General features: G+C 45.6%; 14 protein-coding genes. 4 read left to right on the forward strand and 10 right to left on the reverse strand.

Features of this window, described 5'->3' with window-relative positions; all coding sequences use genetic code 11:
* Window positions 1-6: 6 nt before the first annotated feature.
* Window positions 7-774: a GNAT family N-acetyltransferase gene (locus ACESZH_RS00865; RefSeq protein ID WP_373215410.1), complete on the reverse strand. Its 768-nt coding sequence runs from the start codon at window positions 772-774 to the stop codon at window positions 7-9.
* A 178-nt stretch (window positions 775-952) separates the two neighbouring features.
* On the opposite strand from ACESZH_RS00865, the gene ACESZH_RS00870 reads away from it, so the two are divergent.
* A complete protein-coding gene (locus tag ACESZH_RS00870; RefSeq protein WP_373215412.1) occupies window positions 953-1,942 on the forward strand; it encodes a hypothetical protein in 990 nt (329 codons plus the stop codon).
* A 74-nt stretch (window positions 1,943-2,016) separates the two neighbouring features.
* Complete coding sequence (locus ACESZH_RS00875; RefSeq protein ID WP_373215414.1) at window positions 2,017-2,748, forward strand: MerR family transcriptional regulator; 732 nt, start codon at window positions 2,017-2,019, stop codon at window positions 2,746-2,748.
* Window positions 2,749-2,794: 46 nt separating this feature from the next.
* Here ACESZH_RS00875 and ACESZH_RS00880 read toward each other — a convergent pair whose 3' ends face one another.
* Window positions 2,795-3,451, reverse strand: coding sequence for a DUF3786 domain-containing protein (locus tag ACESZH_RS00880; protein ID WP_373215416.1), 657 nt, complete (start codon window positions 3,449-3,451; stop codon window positions 2,795-2,797).
* Between the two features lie 80 nt (window positions 3,452-3,531).
* Window positions 3,532-5,319, reverse strand: coding sequence for a 1,4-alpha-glucan branching protein GlgB (gene glgB / locus ACESZH_RS00885; RefSeq protein WP_373215419.1), 1,788 nt, complete (start codon window positions 5,317-5,319; stop codon window positions 3,532-3,534).
* Window positions 5,320-5,481: 162 nt separating this feature from the next.
* On the opposite strand from glgB, the gene ACESZH_RS00890 reads away from it, so the two are divergent.
* Window positions 5,482-6,048 (forward strand): TetR/AcrR family transcriptional regulator, encoded by a 567-nt coding sequence (locus ACESZH_RS00890; RefSeq protein WP_373215421.1) that lies wholly within the window; start codon window positions 5,482-5,484, stop codon window positions 6,046-6,048.
* On the opposite strand, the gene ACESZH_RS00895 is transcribed toward ACESZH_RS00890, so the two are convergent.
* The 6 genes from ACESZH_RS00895 to ACESZH_RS00920 form a co-directional block, all read right to left on the reverse strand.
* Window positions 6,002-8,233 carry a hypothetical protein gene (locus tag ACESZH_RS00895; RefSeq protein WP_373215423.1) on the reverse strand — a complete coding sequence of 744 codons (2,232 nt, stop codon included), beginning with the start codon at window positions 8,231-8,233 and terminating at the stop codon, window positions 6,002-6,004. The genes ACESZH_RS00890 and ACESZH_RS00895 overlap by 47 nt on opposite strands.
* Window positions 8,223-10,382, reverse strand: coding sequence for a 1,3-beta-galactosyl-N-acetylhexosamine phosphorylase (gnpA, locus tag ACESZH_RS00900; protein ID WP_373215426.1), 2,160 nt, complete (start codon window positions 10,380-10,382; stop codon window positions 8,223-8,225). Before gnpA ends, ACESZH_RS00895 begins: the two co-directional genes overlap by 11 nt.
* Window positions 10,383-10,400: 18 nt before the next feature.
* Window positions 10,401-10,580, reverse strand: coding sequence for a hypothetical protein (locus ACESZH_RS00905; RefSeq protein ID WP_373215428.1), 180 nt, complete (start codon window positions 10,578-10,580; stop codon window positions 10,401-10,403).
* 24 nt (window positions 10,581-10,604) lie between these two features.
* Window positions 10,605-11,495 (reverse strand): carbohydrate ABC transporter permease, encoded by an 891-nt coding sequence (locus ACESZH_RS00910; RefSeq protein WP_373215429.1) that lies wholly within the window; start codon window positions 11,493-11,495, stop codon window positions 10,605-10,607.
* A 13-nt stretch (window positions 11,496-11,508) separates the two neighbouring features.
* Entirely contained in the window at window positions 11,509-12,408 is a 900-nt protein-coding gene (locus tag ACESZH_RS00915) for a carbohydrate ABC transporter permease (RefSeq protein ID WP_373215432.1), read from the reverse strand.
* 85 nt (window positions 12,409-12,493) lie between these two features.
* Window positions 12,494-13,816 (reverse strand): carbohydrate ABC transporter substrate-binding protein, encoded by a 1,323-nt coding sequence (locus ACESZH_RS00920; RefSeq protein ID WP_373215435.1) that lies wholly within the window; start codon window positions 13,814-13,816, stop codon window positions 12,494-12,496.
* A gap of 374 nt (window positions 13,817-14,190) precedes the next feature.
* On the opposite strand from ACESZH_RS00920, the gene ACESZH_RS00925 reads away from it, so the two are divergent.
* Window positions 14,191-15,027 carry an AraC family transcriptional regulator gene (locus tag ACESZH_RS00925; RefSeq protein WP_373215438.1) on the forward strand — a complete coding sequence of 279 codons (837 nt, stop codon included), beginning with the start codon at window positions 14,191-14,193 and terminating at the stop codon, window positions 15,025-15,027.
* Window positions 15,028-15,040: 13 nt separating this feature from the next.
* Here the strand turns inward: ACESZH_RS00925 and ACESZH_RS00930 are convergent, their stop codons facing one another.
* Window positions 15,041-16,393: an ATP-binding protein gene (locus ACESZH_RS00930; RefSeq protein ID WP_373215440.1), complete on the reverse strand. Its 1,353-nt coding sequence runs from the start codon at window positions 16,391-16,393 to the stop codon at window positions 15,041-15,043.
* Between the last annotated feature and the right edge of the window lie 149 nt (window positions 16,394-16,542).

Genomic DNA, 16,542 nt, shown 5'->3' on the forward strand with positions numbered 1-16,542 from the left:
TGTGTGTTATTCTTCCCAGATTTCAAAGGCTGTATAACTATGTGAAAAATGATAGCCCAATTTTTGCGCCAGGGCAAGTGAGCCTTCATTATGGGCATCCCAGCTCGGATAAAGCTTCCGCTGCAGACATTCCAGTATCAGCCGGGCGCCGCAGGCAAGGGCAAGTCCCTTTCTCCTGTACTCCTTCTGCGTATCGATCTCGATCTCAATCCCTCCAGGATAACTGGAGTAGGATGACGCGCCGGAGACAGGCACGCCGTCTTTTAGTGCCATTACGCCAATGCCGTGCTCTCTGTAAAATTCATAATCCGGATACTGGGAAACCAGATCCCTGCTCCATTTCTGCCCTTTGCACCAGTCATATAGCTCTCTGTCAATCATTCTCAGGGAATAACCCTGGGGCAGGCTTTCCGCCGCTTTTTTCAGATGGCTTTCGGAAAAAACGTCCGGCTCTTTTTTCAGCGCATACCTCTTTATTTCCCTCGAATTTTCCGGATAACATTCCCGGATCAGCCCAGCCCATTCCTCATTTTTCGGAACCAGGATCATAAATTCCCGCGGCTTGCCATCAGGTCTGTAAAGAGCCAGCTCCCGGTCAGGCTGCCCAGCAAAAAAGCAGAAATCCCCCAACACCGCAGCCGCGGATCCCGGTTTTTCCCTGGCATCTCCATATACACGCCCCATCGTTTCTTCCAGGCAGGACCAGATCATGGTGTCCTCCCATCCTTCAAATAAAGGCGCTGCGTTTCCCGGTGAATCCAATAAAGCGATCATAACATTTCCTCCCAACAATTGGTTTATTATATCATAGGTTGGCTTCTTTTTCATTAGAAAATGCCTTTTCACTTCAACATGTTCATTTTTTCTTTTTACCAGCAAGATTCCTTTAGCCCTACCAATTTTCCCCTTGTATTTATAAATGCTTTATGCTATCTTGTAGTTATCATCAGAGTTGGCACTTTCCCTGCTCTACAAAAAATATCTGAATTCGCTTCCCAGGCAGTTCTGCCACAGAATTCACAGAATAGTTTACAACTTAATATTGCGATACTTTATTTTCCTTACTATAATGAAAGGAGAAAGCATGCATGATGGAAAATTGCAGTGGCATCCCGCTTTTAGTGCAGTATTGCGCATAGAACTCCTTGACGAGCTGGATAAGATTAAGATAGAAGACGAACATCTCTTGGGAAAGAAACCCTTGCAGACTGACTTTCTGGTAGTAAAGCTTGATGGTAAACAGAAAATACATAAAAACATCGGACAGCTTTTTCAGAAATATAACATAGTGGAGTACAAATCTCCCGATGATAGTCTGAGTATCAATGACTTTTATAAGGTATATGCATACGCCTGTCTATATCAATCAGACACAGAAAAAGTCATGGAAATCCCTCCAGACGAAATAGGGATTACTTTTGTCTGCAATCACTATCCCGTAAAAATGCTAAAACATATCCAAAACACAAGGGGGATGACTATAAAAAAATGTGAGCAAGGTATCTATGAATTGAAAGGCGATCCCTTTCCCATGCAACTAATTATTACACACGAACTTACAAAGGAAAAAAACTTCTGGATGCAAAGCCTGAGAAATGATCTGAAATCAGGCGGAGAAATACGGAACCTAATAGAAACATATGATAAGAACAAGACACAGCCCTTATATCAGGCTGTGATGGATGTAATACTCAGAGCAAACTATAAAGAAGTAGAGGTGGAAAAAAATATGTGTCAGGCATTGATGGAATTATTTGCAGAGGATTTTGAAGTTGCGGAAAAGAAAGGTCTGGAAAAGGGTAAACGCAAAGGAATCAAGGCTTTAGTCGAGGTTCTTCACGATTTGCAACTGACGCAAAAGGAGGTCACTGAAAAGGTCATGTCAAAATTTGAGCTTTCGCGCACAGAGGCAGAAAATTTTGTAAACACATACTGGAAATAGCCTCTTGACTCTAACCCCACGTCATAGTGTATTGTAATCTATGAGCTCAAATAACAACCGGAAGGAGGATTCACATGAAAATAAATGAGGTCGCCAAGCTGACCGGCGTAACGGTCCGCACTCTTCATTATTATGACCAGATCGGGCTTCTCCCTCCAAGCAGTGTTACAGATGCCGGCTACCGCATCTACGACAAGGAAGCGCTGGAAACACTGCAGCAGATATTGTTTTTCAGAGAACTTCGTTTTTCTTTAAGCGACATTAAAAAAATTATGAGTAATCCGGATTATGATAAAAAGGAAGCTCTCCAAAAACAACGGACACTATTGATTCAAAAACGCAATCAGCTTGATAATCTGATCGCGCTTGTAGACAGCACCATAAAAGGAGACCAGAATATGGGGTTAGAAAAATTCAATATGACAGATATGGAGAAAACAAAACAAAAATATGCAGCTGAAGTCAGAGAACGCTGGGGAAATACCGGGGCATATAAAGAAAGCCTGGAAAAAACCAGCGCTTACGACGGAGAAAAATGGAATATGATCAACGAACAGTCGGCAGCTATCCTGAAAGAATTTGCAGAGTGCCGCCATAGCAGCCAGCCTGACAGCCAGGAGGCACAGGCACTTGTCCGGAAATGGCAGGACTATATCACAGAAAACTTTTATACCTGTACCAGGGAGATATTAGCCGGATTAGGGGCTATGTATGTCGGAGATGAACGCTTTACCCAAAACATTGACCAAAATGGAGAAGGTACCGCAAAATTCATGTCAGAAGCCATCGCAGCTTATTGCAGATAAGTCACAGGCGGCGGTCGCATACCGCCGCCTCACTGAAAAACACGTTCTACACTTCCGCCTGCTTTTCCAACAGTTCCAATAAATCTGAGATCAAACACCCCGTCGTTTCAAAATGAATATAATCTGTAACATTCCTGTCAAACAATACCTGAACCTGAGCCGGAAAATCTTCATCCGCATCCCAGAATATCAATTGGAGCTGCACCTGAGGAAATGCGTAAAACTGCCAGGAAACATCCCCTTTTGTAAGTCTGGTACCACCAAGCCTTTTGCAGGCTTCATCCAGCAATGCAGCCTTTCCTGAAAACTTTGCTGCAAAGGGTTCCAACAAGGGATCGGGCATATTCCGGTTATGCACTCCCGCTCCCTCCAACGCACTATTGGGAACCCAGACACCGCTGGTAAACGGCTTATCCTTTGTATAATGAAGAAGATGATAAATACTCATGGCCTCATTAAAATACAGCTCCTCTGTCCAGTTCCCCTCCGCCTGTTTTTCCAGGAAACCATCCCTTAGCCTCAAACGGTAAAGACGCTGGAAATATGTAAGATACAAATGCTCTTCATCCGTTTTCAACTGAAGGATCCCGGAAATACGCGAAGGATCATACCCCGCAAAGGCACTCCTCCATTGCTGTGATAAAACCTCATGGGTAGAAAATAAATAACCTCTGTTTTGGAAAGCGTGATAATTTATGCTCATAACTTCCTCTTTTCACAATAACCATGCTCTTTTTATAAATTCCACGTAACTCTCCAACATCCACCAAAGGTTCGGGAGCGTTACGCTTCTACTATATAATATCTTCCTGAAAAGGGCAACAGCTTAAATTCCACACTTTTTGCCTCAAATAACTTTTCTTTTTTCGTGTAGTTTGCCTGACCGCCATACTGCGGCATATCGCTTGCCATAAGCAGCGTATATTTCCGTTTTTCCTCTGTTTCCAGCCTATAGCTCTGCTCCTGGTCAGAAAAATTGAAGATTGCCAGAATGGTCTGCTCCTCACTCCTTCTTTCAAAAACATACACGCACTTCTCTTCCTGATGGCAATCGATCCACTGGAATCCATCCTGTCGGTAATCCCTTTGAGAAAGGGCAGGATTTTCTTCATAGCAGCGATTCAGATCCTGCATAAAATGATGGAACTGGTCATGGATAGGGAAATCCAGCAAAATCCAGTCCAGATCATCCTTTTCACTCCACTCCTTAAGCTGCGCCAGCTCATTTCCCATAAAATTCAGCTTTACGCCGGGATGAGCGTACATATAAAGATAAAAGGCTCTTGCCTGCGGGAATTTTCCATCATATCCGCCGTTCATTTTCTGGGCAATGGTCGCCTTGCCATGCACCACCTCGTCATGGGAAAGGGGAAGCAGATACCTCTCATTGTAAAAATAGTGCATGGAAAACGTAAGCTGATGGTATCTCGCCTTTCTTTCCTCCGGATATGCCTGGAAATAGGAAAGGGTATCATTCATCCAGCCTAAATCCCACTTATAATCAAAGCCCAGACCGCCTTCATTTACAGGCCTGGTGACACCTGGATACGGGGTGGAATCCTCCGCAAACAGCAGACAATCCGGCATCCTTTCTTTTAATCCCTGATTCATGGTGCGGATAAATTTCAAAGCCGCAATGTTTTCCCCTCTGTCCTTGTTTCCCTGCCAGTAGATCAGGTTTCCCACCGCGTCCATCCGAAGGCCGTCAAAATGGAATTCCTTCAGCCAATAATAAGCAGATGACTGCAAAAAGCTGCACACCTCACCCCTGGAGTGCATAAAATTACAGCTTCCCCACTCATTCCGTCCCACATCCATATGGGGATATTCGTACAATGCCGTGCCGTCATAATTTGCAAGTGCATAATCATTTACCGCAAAATGAACGGGAACAAAATCCAGGATCACACCGATCTCATTCTGATGACACTGGTCAACAAAGGCTTTCAGGCCTTCCGGCTTCCCATAGCGTGAGGTCGGGCTGAAATATCCGGTTTCCTGATATCCCCAGGACTCATCGCAGGGATGCTCGCTTAAAGGCATGATCTCGATATAATTATAGTGATTTTCTTTCAGATATGGAATAAGCAGCGACGCCAGCTCTTCGTAGGAATACCACCCTTGCTCTGTTTCGCCCTTCTTTTTCCAGGAGCCAAAATGCAGCTCATAAATATTCAGCGGCTTGTCATAGGAAACCCGGCGGTTTTTGATCCATTTTCCATCTCCAAATTCATAGCCGCCCAGATGATATGTCATAGACGCGGTACCGGGACGCAGCTCTGTGAAAAAGGCATAGGGATCTGCATGATCGATAAAGGATCCATCATGACGGTAGATCCTGTATTTATACATCAATTCTTTCCCGATCCCTTCTATGGTGCACTCCCAGAAGTTCCCGTCATATATCCGGTTCATAGGCGTTTCTGTCCATCCGTTGAATTGCCCGATCACGGAAACCCGGCTGGCTGACGGCGCAAAAGTACGGAAGGTGATCCCGCCCTCCCACAAATGCGCTCCCAGAAACTCATAGGCTTCGAACTCTCTTCCTGTGTAAAAGCTGTAAAAATCCACTTTATTGATCCTCCTTAAAAGATATTAGACACGAGTTGTTTTTCTTGCTATAATATAAAGGATAAATAAGTGATTCGCTACCGACAGATTTATCAATCCGTAGGTTATCCAACGTTTTAAAAAAATTGTCGGAAATATTATATGGAAAGGATACCGTGCAATATGGATATCAGGGTCGAAAAGACAAAGCAGGGAATCATCAACGCTTTTATTGAGCTTCGCTCCCGCAAAGAAATAGAACGGATCACCATCAAGGAATTGTGTGAAAGAGCGCAGATCAACAAATCTACTTTCTATTCCCATTATCACGATATTTATGACCTGACAGACAAGCTGGAAACAGAGATCGTATCTTCCATTCTGGAAAATTTTAACCACCCGGAGAACCTGATCCAAAACCCTGCAGAATTTGCCAGAGAGCTTTTTGTGGGATACCTGGCAAAGGACGCTCTGATCAACACGGTGTTCTCCGGAAGCCGCAGCAAATATCTGGTCCAAAAAATAGAAAAGACGCTGAAAAACTTTGTTTTCAGCGCCTATCCTGAGTATCGCGATGATCCGCAGATCAATATTATGCTTTCCTATATCCTATACGGAGGATATTATGCCTTTTACGAAAACCGCAGGTACGGCGATTCCCTGACCATTAGCACCATCGCAGACCTTACCGATAAAGCAACCTCTATGCCCTACTTCCTGAACCGTGAGTCAAATCCCCCGCAGGAATAAAGCCTTCCCAGATTTCCCCCGCAGCCAGGGTCCTGCTCACCTTTTCTTCTCCGCAGATAAGCCGGATTTCCTGGGGGAGCTTTGCGGTGATCTTCCAGGATACGCCCTCCTGTGATATCTTCCCGCTGCACAAAAGCCCTTTTTCGCCTCTGAAGCTGCAAAATCCCACACCTTTTTTTCTCCATTCCTCCGGAATGGCAGGAAACAGACGTATCTGTCCGTCCTTCATCTGAAAAAGCATTTCCTGCAGCGCATCCGCCGCAAACATATTTCCCTCCAGGGTGAAGGGACGGTAGGTAAAATCCGAATAGCCCTTCTGTTTATAATCCCCGTTCAGATGGAAACCATTCGGCCCGCAGAAGTACTCCCAGAATATCTTCAGCATCTGTACAGCCTTTTCCCCGTTTCCCTGTATCCCGTAAAAATGCGCCATCCAGGTAAAGGTATATCCCACCCAATTTCTGGTACCCAGCCTCTCATAGTCTGAGATAACCGCATCGATGATCTGTTTTCCTTCCCCTTCATAGGTAATCAGCTCCAGAGGAGAAACAGCCATTGCATTGGAAAGGTGTCTGTGGGACTCCATAAGGCTTTCTTCTCCTGAAAGCATCAGCACATTTTTCCCGTTCACATACAGCTTTGGCAGCCTTTTCCGGATGTCCTGCCACTCCTTCGCTTCAGGCAGCCGTAATTTATCCGCCAGCCTTCCAAGAGTCTCAAACAGGTATTGCAGAAGCGCCAGATCATAATTGCTGACAGGCTTCAGCCATGCCTTTTCCGTATCGTCATGAATCTCCGGCGAGCTGGATATGGGCAGAGCCAGTGTCCCATCCTCCTGCTCCTCCAGAAGTCCCCGGATACATCTGCCAGTCTCCCTCAAATAGGGATAGGCGCGCTCCTTCAGAAATCTCTCATCTCCGGTATACCGATAATACTGCTCAAAGGAGCGGGCAAGCCAGATCTGGTTGGCAGGTGAAAGGGAATACATAGGCCATCCCCCCAGCGGCTTGCCGTCGATCGTCATAACGGAAGGCAGACACATCCCTTCGGTCCCGTAAAATTCCCTGGCGAAACGCTGTCCTTCCTCCACAAGCTTCCACAAAAAATCAAGAAAGCACTCCCCCTCTTCCAGGTGGTTTGCCTTCAGATAATGACTGTAGGAAAGCTCCGTATTCAGGTCGTGATGGTAATCCCCCTTCCAGGGCGGCAGCATTCCGTCATCCGCAGTCCAAACGCCCTGCAGCGGCATAGGCGCAGATCCCTTGCGTGATGCTGATGCAAACAGATAATTTGCCAGATACCACTGCTTTTCCACGAAAGCATCCGGCAAGGAAATACTACTTTTCCCGTAATACTCCTTCCACCAGTCACAGTGCTCCCGAAAAAGCGTTTCTCTGTCTCCTGCCGCAAAAGACAGAAGGCTTCTTTTGCCTTCCTCCAGCCAGTCGGCCCCATCCTCAGAGGAAAGGATCTTCCACAGGATCCTTAGCTGCCCTGCCGTCGTTTCTCTTCCCATAACTACTCCGTAAGAGAAATCCTCGGAAATTTTCTGCACAAACCATTCTATTTCCAGTCCACATTTTTTCTCACAGCCGTATTGTGCAGGCACATACTGCAGCTCCTGAAGTGTTTCCTGGGAAATCTTCCGGTTATCCTCACTGTAAACATATGTCTTTTCCGCTTTCTTTTGTCCGAATCCTGGCGCCTTTAATTCTGCTGCAAGGCCCTCCGGAACTCCGTCAATCTCTATAACACCTGTCTCCTTCGCCCTGTGGATCCAGGTTTTTACCCGGCTTACCTCCCTGCCCATGTCCACAGTCAGCCATGCACAGGCATCCCTCAGATCCAGTACTGAGGAAACGCTGCCGTCCCCTTCACTACATGGAAAATGCAGGAATATTTTTCCTGCGGGGAGCTTTGTCGGCGTGGGATGATAATAAGGCGCGTCAAAGATTTCCCGGATACGCCTCGTATTGCCTTCCTTTGCCAGGTCAACCAATTTTTTGTACGTAAATTCCTCTGTCCGCTGCCAGGTACTCTTTTTATCCCAAATATCCGTCCGGTCCAGGCTGAAGCGCAGCTCCACTGCTTTTCCCCAGCAAAGGCAGCCGCAGCTTCCGCAGCCCAGCGGTACGGCCTCATCCCAGCTTTCAATGCTTTTTTCCCAAGTTAGCTTATAATTCATACCAGATGATCTCATTTTCCTTCAGTGCCTGGGTAAAGCTCTCTCCATCTCCCTTATAGACAATGGTTTCCTGCGGCTCATAGGTGTTGTTTACCACACAGAATTTGCCGTTTACAGGATAAGCGTGGACCTCCACATTCTCATTGGTGCTGAACCAGCGATGCAGAAGCTCCTCGCCATGGCAGCTCCACAGGATCGCCCTGTAAAGCAGGCGGCTGTTTGAAAAGCTGTAGGGCAGTCCGCTGATGTACACGCTTCTTCCCTTGCCAAACTCATGCACTGCAAGCTGAACCTCTCTGTCCCGCTGCACAAGAATGTCAGTGCCCTCCAGGGCATACATTGTTTTCTTTCCCTCCCCGAAATCGATCTCCTCTTTCTGATCCTCGAGGATAAAATGCTCCTTATGGTTTTCCCAATTATACTTATCATAGCCCAGAGTAAATCCGGTTTCTTTTTCCACGCCCAGCACATTTGCCAACTGGATATAACGTCCCTGTGACTGATGTCCGCTTGGCTCCCCTACTCCGATGAATCCGCCTCCGCGGTGTACAAAGGCTTTGATACATTGGGTGATCTTTGGATTTTCCCACCACACGCCTCCTGTGTGGGCAGTATCCCCGTCACCGATGTTGAAAATAACATCCACATCATCCAGAATTCCCGGATCGTCAAGCAGATCCTGAAAACTGATAAATACCACATCCAGCGGTGCGCCGGAAAGGCTCTCTATGATCCCTGCATAGGAATAATTTTCTTTCTGGTAAAGAGCATGGTGCACCATATGCGCTCCCCACGCCCTCATTTTTCCCCAGCAGTTCAAAACCGCAACTTTTTTGGCACAATACGGCGTGGTACCCTTGATATTTTCATACAGCTGACGGAATTCCCTGCATACGGATTCCACATATTCCAGAAAATCCGGGAATTCCAATGCAAGCTTCAGATAACCGCCGTACCCGATACGGTCAATAGGACTTCTGAGGATTGCCCGCCTTGCCGTTACCCAATTTATTTTTGCCTCCTTCACCGGATCTCCGCCCTCGCAGAAGGTATCCGGGAAAAAGTACGGCAAGAGCCTTCCTTCAGTGTAGTTCACGCCTTTAATGTCACTGAGCAGACGCAGGGTGGAGCCGTTTCCGATACTTCCAACTACCGCATCCAGTCCGATTCCCGCAAACTCTTCCATAAACGGCTCCGTACCGATCCAGTGGTCTCCCAGGAACATCATGGCTTCCCTTCCCGCTTCATGGGTGATGTCTACCATCTCTTTTGCCAGCGCCGCCACATGTTTTCTCTGGAACGCCTGGAAATCCTGGTATTCCTTTTGTGGTATCCGGTACTGATTGTTGTAATAGCCCTGGTCAATAATAAATTCCGGACGGAAGGGATATCCCACTTCTTTTTCAAATTCCTCCAGGATATAAGGACTGACCGAAGCAGAATAGCCGTACCAGTCCACATATTTTTCCCTTGCCTGCTCGTCAAAGATCAGGGTAAACTGGTGGAAAAATGTGGTGAACCGGATCACATCCACATAAGGGTGCTCCTTCAGGAATTTTCTCAAACGCTCCATAGTGTATTCCCGGGTCTTTGGCTGGCGTACATCAAAAGTGATCTGATGCTCCACGTCCTTCCAGTCATTTGTCACGGCATTGTACATATGTACCGGGTCCCACATGATATACGCCAGAAAGCTGACGGTATAATCATGAAACGGCTCTGTCTCAATACAGACTGTCTGCCGCTCTTCATCATAGTCCCACTTTTCCACAGGGACTACCTCATTTGCGCTGCGGTCCACAACCTCCCACCAGCGTTTGATATCATCTCTGCTGTTAGGAGTAAGCATATCCGGATACAGACCTTTCATCAGAAAAATTTCCAGGCTGTCCCCTTCTGATGTATAAAAAGGGGTCATGACATACATCTGTTGGATTTCTTCCGGGTGAGCCAGCGCCCATTGATTATCTTTTCTTGTGGTATAATAGGTGGAATAAATTTTAGCGTTTACATCTTTCAATTCTTCCGGAAAATCTGTTCCGTCGCAGTCACGGATTGCATCTGCGCCCCATCGCTCCATCAGTTCAATTGTCTCAGGAATCACATCAACATCCGTAGGTATTGTTACTCTTCCCCTTGTTACTGTCATATCCAGCTACTCCTTTTGTCATTTATATTTTCTGTTATAAGAATACAACAGACCGATCAGTCCGGCAAGCCCCAGAATCATGACCAGGGTTCCCCGCAAACCGATATCTCTCTGCCCGATCACTACTAACGCGATGCACACAATAAAGATAACTGCTGCCAGTACCATTGCCAGCGTATGTTTTAATCTTTCATCCATTTTTTTCCTCCATTCTCCGGGATATCAGCCCTTCAGTCCGCCCAGCGTCATTCCCTGCGTCAGCTTTTTCTGTACACAGATATACAGTATCAGTGTAGGCAGCATAACGATGACAAGACCTGCGTACATCTGCCCATACTGAACCGCAGATTTCTGTGCTGCCATCAGATTCATCAATCCTACCGGCATGGTTTTCAGCTCCGGCTTTGTGAGCAGTGTCATGGATATAATATATTCATTCCAGAATGACAGGAAATTGAACAATATAACCGTAACGATACTGGGCTTAGCCATGGGCATGATGATCTGGACCATGGTCCTGAAATAGCCCGCGCCGTCCACGTATGCCGCCTCCTCATAATCCTTTGCCAGGGATTTGAAATAGCCTGACAGAAGATAAATGGTAAAGGGCAGCGCTGTGGATGCGTACACCAACGCCAGAACAAAAAGGTTATTCAAAAAGAATGGGGCGCCGAACCACTGCCGCAGAAGGGTGTCGCCCTGATTCAGCATAAGGAAAATAGGAACTACGATATAGTTCACATTAATAAACAGTCCTGCCATAAAAAGCACATTCCAGAATTTGCTGCTTTTAAATTTAAACCTTGCCAGCACATAAGCTGCCGGAAGCGCGATGATGATCAGCAAAAAGATTCCAAGTGCCGTTACAATCACGGAGTTTATCATATAGGAACCCATGTCTGCCGTCTGCCAGGCATCCACAAAGTTCTGGAAATGCAGTCCCTTGGGCAGGGTCCACGGGCTTCCGTAGAACTCAGAATTCTCTTTTACTGAGGCAACAAACACCCATGCCACCGGTACGATGATCGTGATCGCCAGCGCCCATAAAACAACATAGATCGCAGCTCTGGCAGCACTGGAGCCGGCTCCGCCTTTTTTCTTATTATTTGCCATATCCGTACCCTCCTTAGAATTCGATTTCTTCACGTTTGGTAGCCGCATTCAGGATCGCAGCCAGAGCAAAGGAGAACAGGAATACCACAACACCGATCGCCATACCGTATCCATAAGAGGAATTGGTATACGCTTCCTGGTACATGTAGCTTAAGAATACACTGGACGCACCGTCAGGTCCTCCGTTCGTCATTGCTTTTACAAACAGGAAACTCATGTTAATGGTACTGATTACGAAAAAGGTCAGTGTTGTACGGATATTCGTCCATATCAGCGGAAGGGTAATGCTGAAAAACTGTGTGATCCTTCCTGCTCCCTCCAGGCTGGCGGATTCATAAAGGCTTTCCGGAATGTTTGCCATACTTGCCATGTACATAACCATATAATATCCGATCGCCTGCCATATCATGGCAATGACGATACTGTAAATTACGATTTTCTGACTGCCCAGCCAGAGAATGGGATTGGCAATGCCGTTCTCCCCTCTGAACAGGTTCAGAAAAGAATTTAAAAGTCCCTGCGTAGGATCATAAATCGCTGAAAAAATCGCACTGATCACAACGATGGAAAGAATATTCGGGATGTAAAAAATCACACGGAAGAAAGTCTGTCCTTTCAGTTTTTCCCTGGTGAGAATAGCGGCAAATATAATCGCCAGCGCAAAGGTCACCACTGTTACGATTACGATCAGCAGAATACTATTCTGAAATGACTGGTAAAACCTGTCGCTCTGGAACAGTTTTTTGAAATTCTCCAGTCCTACAAATGTCTTTTCAGCCGTGTATCCGCCCCATTTATAGAGGGACATGCGGAAAACATCGATCGTAGGTACTATCATAAAAATGAAAAAGAGAATCACGGCCGGAGCCAGACAGAAAAAAATGAAACGTCCTCGTCCTTTTTTCTTACTCATATTGTATCCCCTTCCTGAGTTTTGAAAACGGACGGTGGCATCCACCGTCCGTTCTGTTTTTACTTTCTATTTCTCAGCATATATCTTATTTTAATGCTGCGCGAAGTGCGTCGCTGTCTTTCTTGATCTGCTCTACCCACTCGTCCTGTGTCTTATCTCCGCTTACAAGAGAGTTTACCGGATCAAAGAAGGTTGTGCGGACTGTTACGCCCTCTACAGGATCAGTTGTCGCAAATGCGTCCATAACTGCAACTGCGCCTGTGTCATAAATGGAGTAATAAAGCTTTGCATCGCCGTCAAGCTTATCTGCCATTCCCTGGATCGGCTGGATAGCGCCGCCGTCATTTGCAAAGATTTCTGCAGCTTCATCGGAATATAAGTAAGCGATGAACTGTTTTCCTAAATCCTTGTTTACTGCGCCCTTCGGCATCCAGATCTGCTCAAAGAATGTATAGGAAGCTCTTTCTCCGCCTTCTGTAGCTGCCGGAAGAGCTGTGAAGCCCCACTCAAAGCCGTCTGCACGAGGTGCGTCTGCCATTTCGCCGATTACCCAGTTGCCGTTTGGCATGAACAGTGCTTTGTTGTCCAGGATCAACTGCTGGTTTTTACGGAAATCGTTGTCATTAGCATTTGCAGGTGTTGTCTTCTCTGTGTAGCTGGCAAGCTTTCCAATGATATCAAATGCAGCCTTTGCTCCGTCTGTATCCCAAACGCCCTCGCCGTATTTCAGGGCTTCCTGGAATGTATCGTTGCCTGCTGTTTCGTGAAGCAGTGCATAGAAGAATGCGTCAAAGTATCCTGCTGTAGGATAAGTAAAGAGTGCAATGCCTTCTTCTGCGGCTTTATCACCCAGCTCCCACATGCCGTCCCATGTTTCCGGAACTTCCCAGCCTTTTTCCTCAAAAAGACCCTTGTTGTAGAATAATCCGCATGGTCCGTAGAACATTGGCATCAGATATGTTTTGCCGTCCTCATAAGGATTTGTAATGGAGTTCTCTACGAATCCGGGAAGGATCTTTTCTGCCACAGTTACATCCTCACCCGGCACGGTCATTTCCAGAACATCTGTCATTTCCTCAACATTATTGTCCTTGATGAAGGTTTCTGTCAATGCAGACTCAGAACCTACAGCACGCATGATAACGTCCGGGAAATCACCGGATTTCATTGCCGGTGTAATGATATCTTCCAGTTTTTTATCAATTGTCAATTCCACTGTAACGCCAGGATTTGCCTCTTCAAACTTTGCGCAGACATTCTTCCACATATCCTGTCCGTATGCGGTTTCCACAACTGCCAGCTTTAAGGTCTGCTCCTCTTCTGCTGCAACAGTCGTTGCCATACCTGCCATCATTCCCACTACCATGGACGCTGACAGCAATACACTTGTGATTTTTTTCGCTTTCATAGTTATCCTCCTTTAATTTTTTGGCATATAAATTCACAGATAATTAAGCCCATTTTTAAATAATGTGCGTCATTATCAATACACCTTTCTAAATCGTTTGTCTTTTTTATCTATATATAAGATACCTGAAATACGTCCGTTTTTCTATTTCTATATTGCTATATACTTTAGAAATATTGCTTTCATTTTTTTCCATTATGGTTAATATGCTTTTTTCCTTCACTTATTTTTTCCTCTTCATCCATATTTTGCACAAATTTCCTTTTTTCTTCTCCCCTTTTTTTCTCATTGTATCCAATGAAATCTTTTGTTACAATGTAAACGGAGAAAAATTTGAAGCAAGATTGCTAAATAAGATAAATCGGAGGAATACTATGAGTAATCAGAAGTACCTGTTGGAATCAGAACGTCCCAAGCCTTTACCCGGCAGACTGAGTTACGTGACATCCTCTCACTACGAAGGCGACTGGAAAAGTATCCCTCACTCTCATCATTTTGCCGAGCTTTTCTATGTGAAATCAGGAAGAGGGACCTTTATTATCGAAAATCAGTCCTTTCCCATTGCCAAAAATGATTTGATCATCATTAATCCAAATACAGAGCACACGGAAGTATCTCTGGATACCTATCCGCTGGGATACATTGCCCTTGGAGTGGAGGATCTGATCTTTTCCTTCCGTGACAAAAAGAACTATTTCTTATTTAACTGTAAAAACAGCAGGCTGGACTTAACCTATTATTTTCTTACGATCCAAAACGAAATTGAACAGAACTTACCGGGATGTGAACTGATATGTCAGGACCTGCTGGAGATCCTGACCCTGTATCTGATACGCCACACGGATTCCGCTTTTGAAATTGCTCCCACAAAGAATACAAACCGGGAATGCAGCCGTGTGAAGCGGTATATTGACTCAAATTACCAGGACGACATTACGCTGGATTCCCTGGCAGAAATGGTACATCTGAATAAATATTACTTTATTCATGCTTTCAAAAAATACTACGGACAATCTCCTATGAGTTATCTGATCCAGAAACGCATCCAGGTGAGCAGAGAGCTTCTGGAATCCACTGACTACAGCATTTCTGACATTGCCCGGTTATGCGGTTTTTCATCTCCAAGCTATTTTTCACAATGCTTCCGCAAGCATTGCGATATCTCAGCCCAGGACTACCGCCGGCAAAGGTCGGCGGTTCCCCGGCAGTAACGGAAAGCGCCTGCTATTTCTCCGCCTCTGTCCGTTTCAGATACTCCTTTAATAGAAATGTGCAAAAATACGGAAAGCTGTAAATTCCGTCGCTGCAGCCGATATTCCCTGCCGTAAGCTTAATCCCGAACTCAATATCCGGATATCGTTCGCTCTTGATCAGGGTTCGAAGCGATTTTGCAGTTCCCCGATTTGCCTTTACTTCTACCGGAACCAGAGATTCTTTTGTCCTGACAAAAAAATCCTCCTCCAGCGTAGAGTCTTCCTTTTTATAATAATAAAGACCGCAGCCGCACTTTGTCAGCGCTTCGCCCACAATGTTTTCATACAGCGCGCCCTTGTACACCCCAAGATTTTTATTCGCCCGCAGATCCTCCTGCGCTTCCTCATCCAGCATCGCGACAAACAGTCCCGTATCAAAAAAATAGATTTTATATTTGCCGTCATCGTAATTCCCTTTAAGGGGAAGCTCTGGAAAATTCAGGCAGTAACAGATATTGATGATACCGGCGTCCCTCAGCCATTCAATACAGCCGCGGTAATCCTTAAAGCGTGCACCCTTTGCGACCTTGGAAATCTGAAATTTTTTGTTATCCTTTGCAAGCTGAACCGGGATCTGCTCAAACACATTTAAAATCCTGGTCTGATCCATTCCCTCTGCATATTTGCGGATATCCTCCTTATAATCGTTCAAAAGCTGTCTCTGGATATCCAACGTTCCCTCAAAGGTCCCCTTTTCAATATATTCCCGCACTACGGCCGGCATACCGCCGAGAATACTATAGTCCAGAAACAAATCGCTGTATACGCTCATCATGGCTTCTGAAAAGGGCTGTAAGGTTTCCATATGCCGCAGCAGTTCCCCGGTTTCCGCGCTGCCGTAGCCCTTTGCCCACAGAAATTCTTCAAAATCCATAGAGTGCATATTGTAATCTGTCTTGTACCCCACGCTGTTGCTTTCGATCCGCTTGTAGGAGATCCCCAACAGGGAACCGCTGCATACAACGTCAAAACGACCGTCGATCTTAAAAAACTTCAGAGCTGTGGCAATCTCCGGGTATTCCTGAAGCTCATCAAAAATGAGGATCGTCTTTCCGGGTATAAAACGCTTCGATGGATCCATACGTGAAATGTTACGGATGATATCATCCGTCTTGTAGCCGTTCTCTGTAATAAGCTTATATTTGGGTTCTTCCACAAAATTAATATAAATGACACTCTCATAAGAGTCTGCTGCAAACTGAAGGATTGATTCTGTTTTTCCTACCTGTCTCGCGCCTTTCACGATCAGCGGCTTCCGGTTTGGATCTTCCTTCCACGAACGCAAATATCCATCTATTTTCCGTTTTAAATAGATCTCATCCATATTCGTCTCTCCTCTCTATGTATCTATTATACAAAAAAATGAGGGAATTATTCAAGTATTGCAGCAAAAAAATGAGGGACTTTTTTCAGTGTCGCAACAAAAAATGAGGGACTTTTTTCAGTGTCACAACAAAAAATGAGGGATTTTTT

It is taken from the genome of Ruminococcus sp. 5_1_39BFAA, from assembly GCF_964240875.1.
Lineage (GTDB): Bacteria > Bacillota > Clostridia > Lachnospirales > Lachnospiraceae > Blautia_A.

What these genes read in the sequence shown, in the direction of transcription:
- ACESZH_RS00865 (WP_373215410.1), bottom strand. Translation starts at nt 774, where the DNA reads ATGATCGCTTTATTGGATTCACCGGGAAACGCAGCGCCTTTATTTGAA.
- ACESZH_RS00875 (WP_373215414.1), top strand. Translation starts at nt 2,017, where the DNA reads ATGAAAATAAATGAGGTCGCCAAGCTGACCGGCGTAACGGTCCGCACT.
- ACESZH_RS00880 (WP_373215416.1), bottom strand. Translation starts at nt 3,451, where the DNA reads ATGAGCATAAATTATCACGCTTTCCAAAACAGAGGTTATTTATTTTCT.
- ACESZH_RS00890 (WP_373215421.1), top strand. Translation starts at nt 5,482, where the DNA reads ATGGATATCAGGGTCGAAAAGACAAAGCAGGGAATCATCAACGCTTTT.
- ACESZH_RS00895 (WP_373215423.1), bottom strand. Translation starts at nt 8,233, where the DNA reads ATGAATTATAAGCTAACTTGGGAAAAAAGCATTGAAAGCTGGGATGAG.
- gnpA (WP_373215426.1), bottom strand. Translation starts at nt 10,382, where the DNA reads ATGACAGTAACAAGGGGAAGAGTAACAATACCTACGGATGTTGATGTG.
- ACESZH_RS00905 (WP_373215428.1), bottom strand. Translation starts at nt 10,580, where the DNA reads ATGGATGAAAGATTAAAACATACGCTGGCAATGGTACTGGCAGCAGTT.
- ACESZH_RS00910 (WP_373215429.1), bottom strand. Translation starts at nt 11,495, where the DNA reads ATGGCAAATAATAAGAAAAAAGGCGGAGCCGGCTCCAGTGCTGCCAGA.
- ACESZH_RS00915 (WP_373215432.1), bottom strand. Translation starts at nt 12,408, where the DNA reads ATGAGTAAGAAAAAAGGACGAGGACGTTTCATTTTTTTCTGTCTGGCT.
- ACESZH_RS00920 (WP_373215435.1), bottom strand. Translation starts at nt 13,816, where the DNA reads ATGAAAGCGAAAAAAATCACAAGTGTATTGCTGTCAGCGTCCATGGTA.
- ACESZH_RS00925 (WP_373215438.1), top strand. Translation starts at nt 14,191, where the DNA reads ATGAGTAATCAGAAGTACCTGTTGGAATCAGAACGTCCCAAGCCTTTA.
- ACESZH_RS00930 (WP_373215440.1), bottom strand. Translation starts at nt 16,393, where the DNA reads ATGGATGAGATCTATTTAAAACGGAAAATAGATGGATATTTGCGTTCG.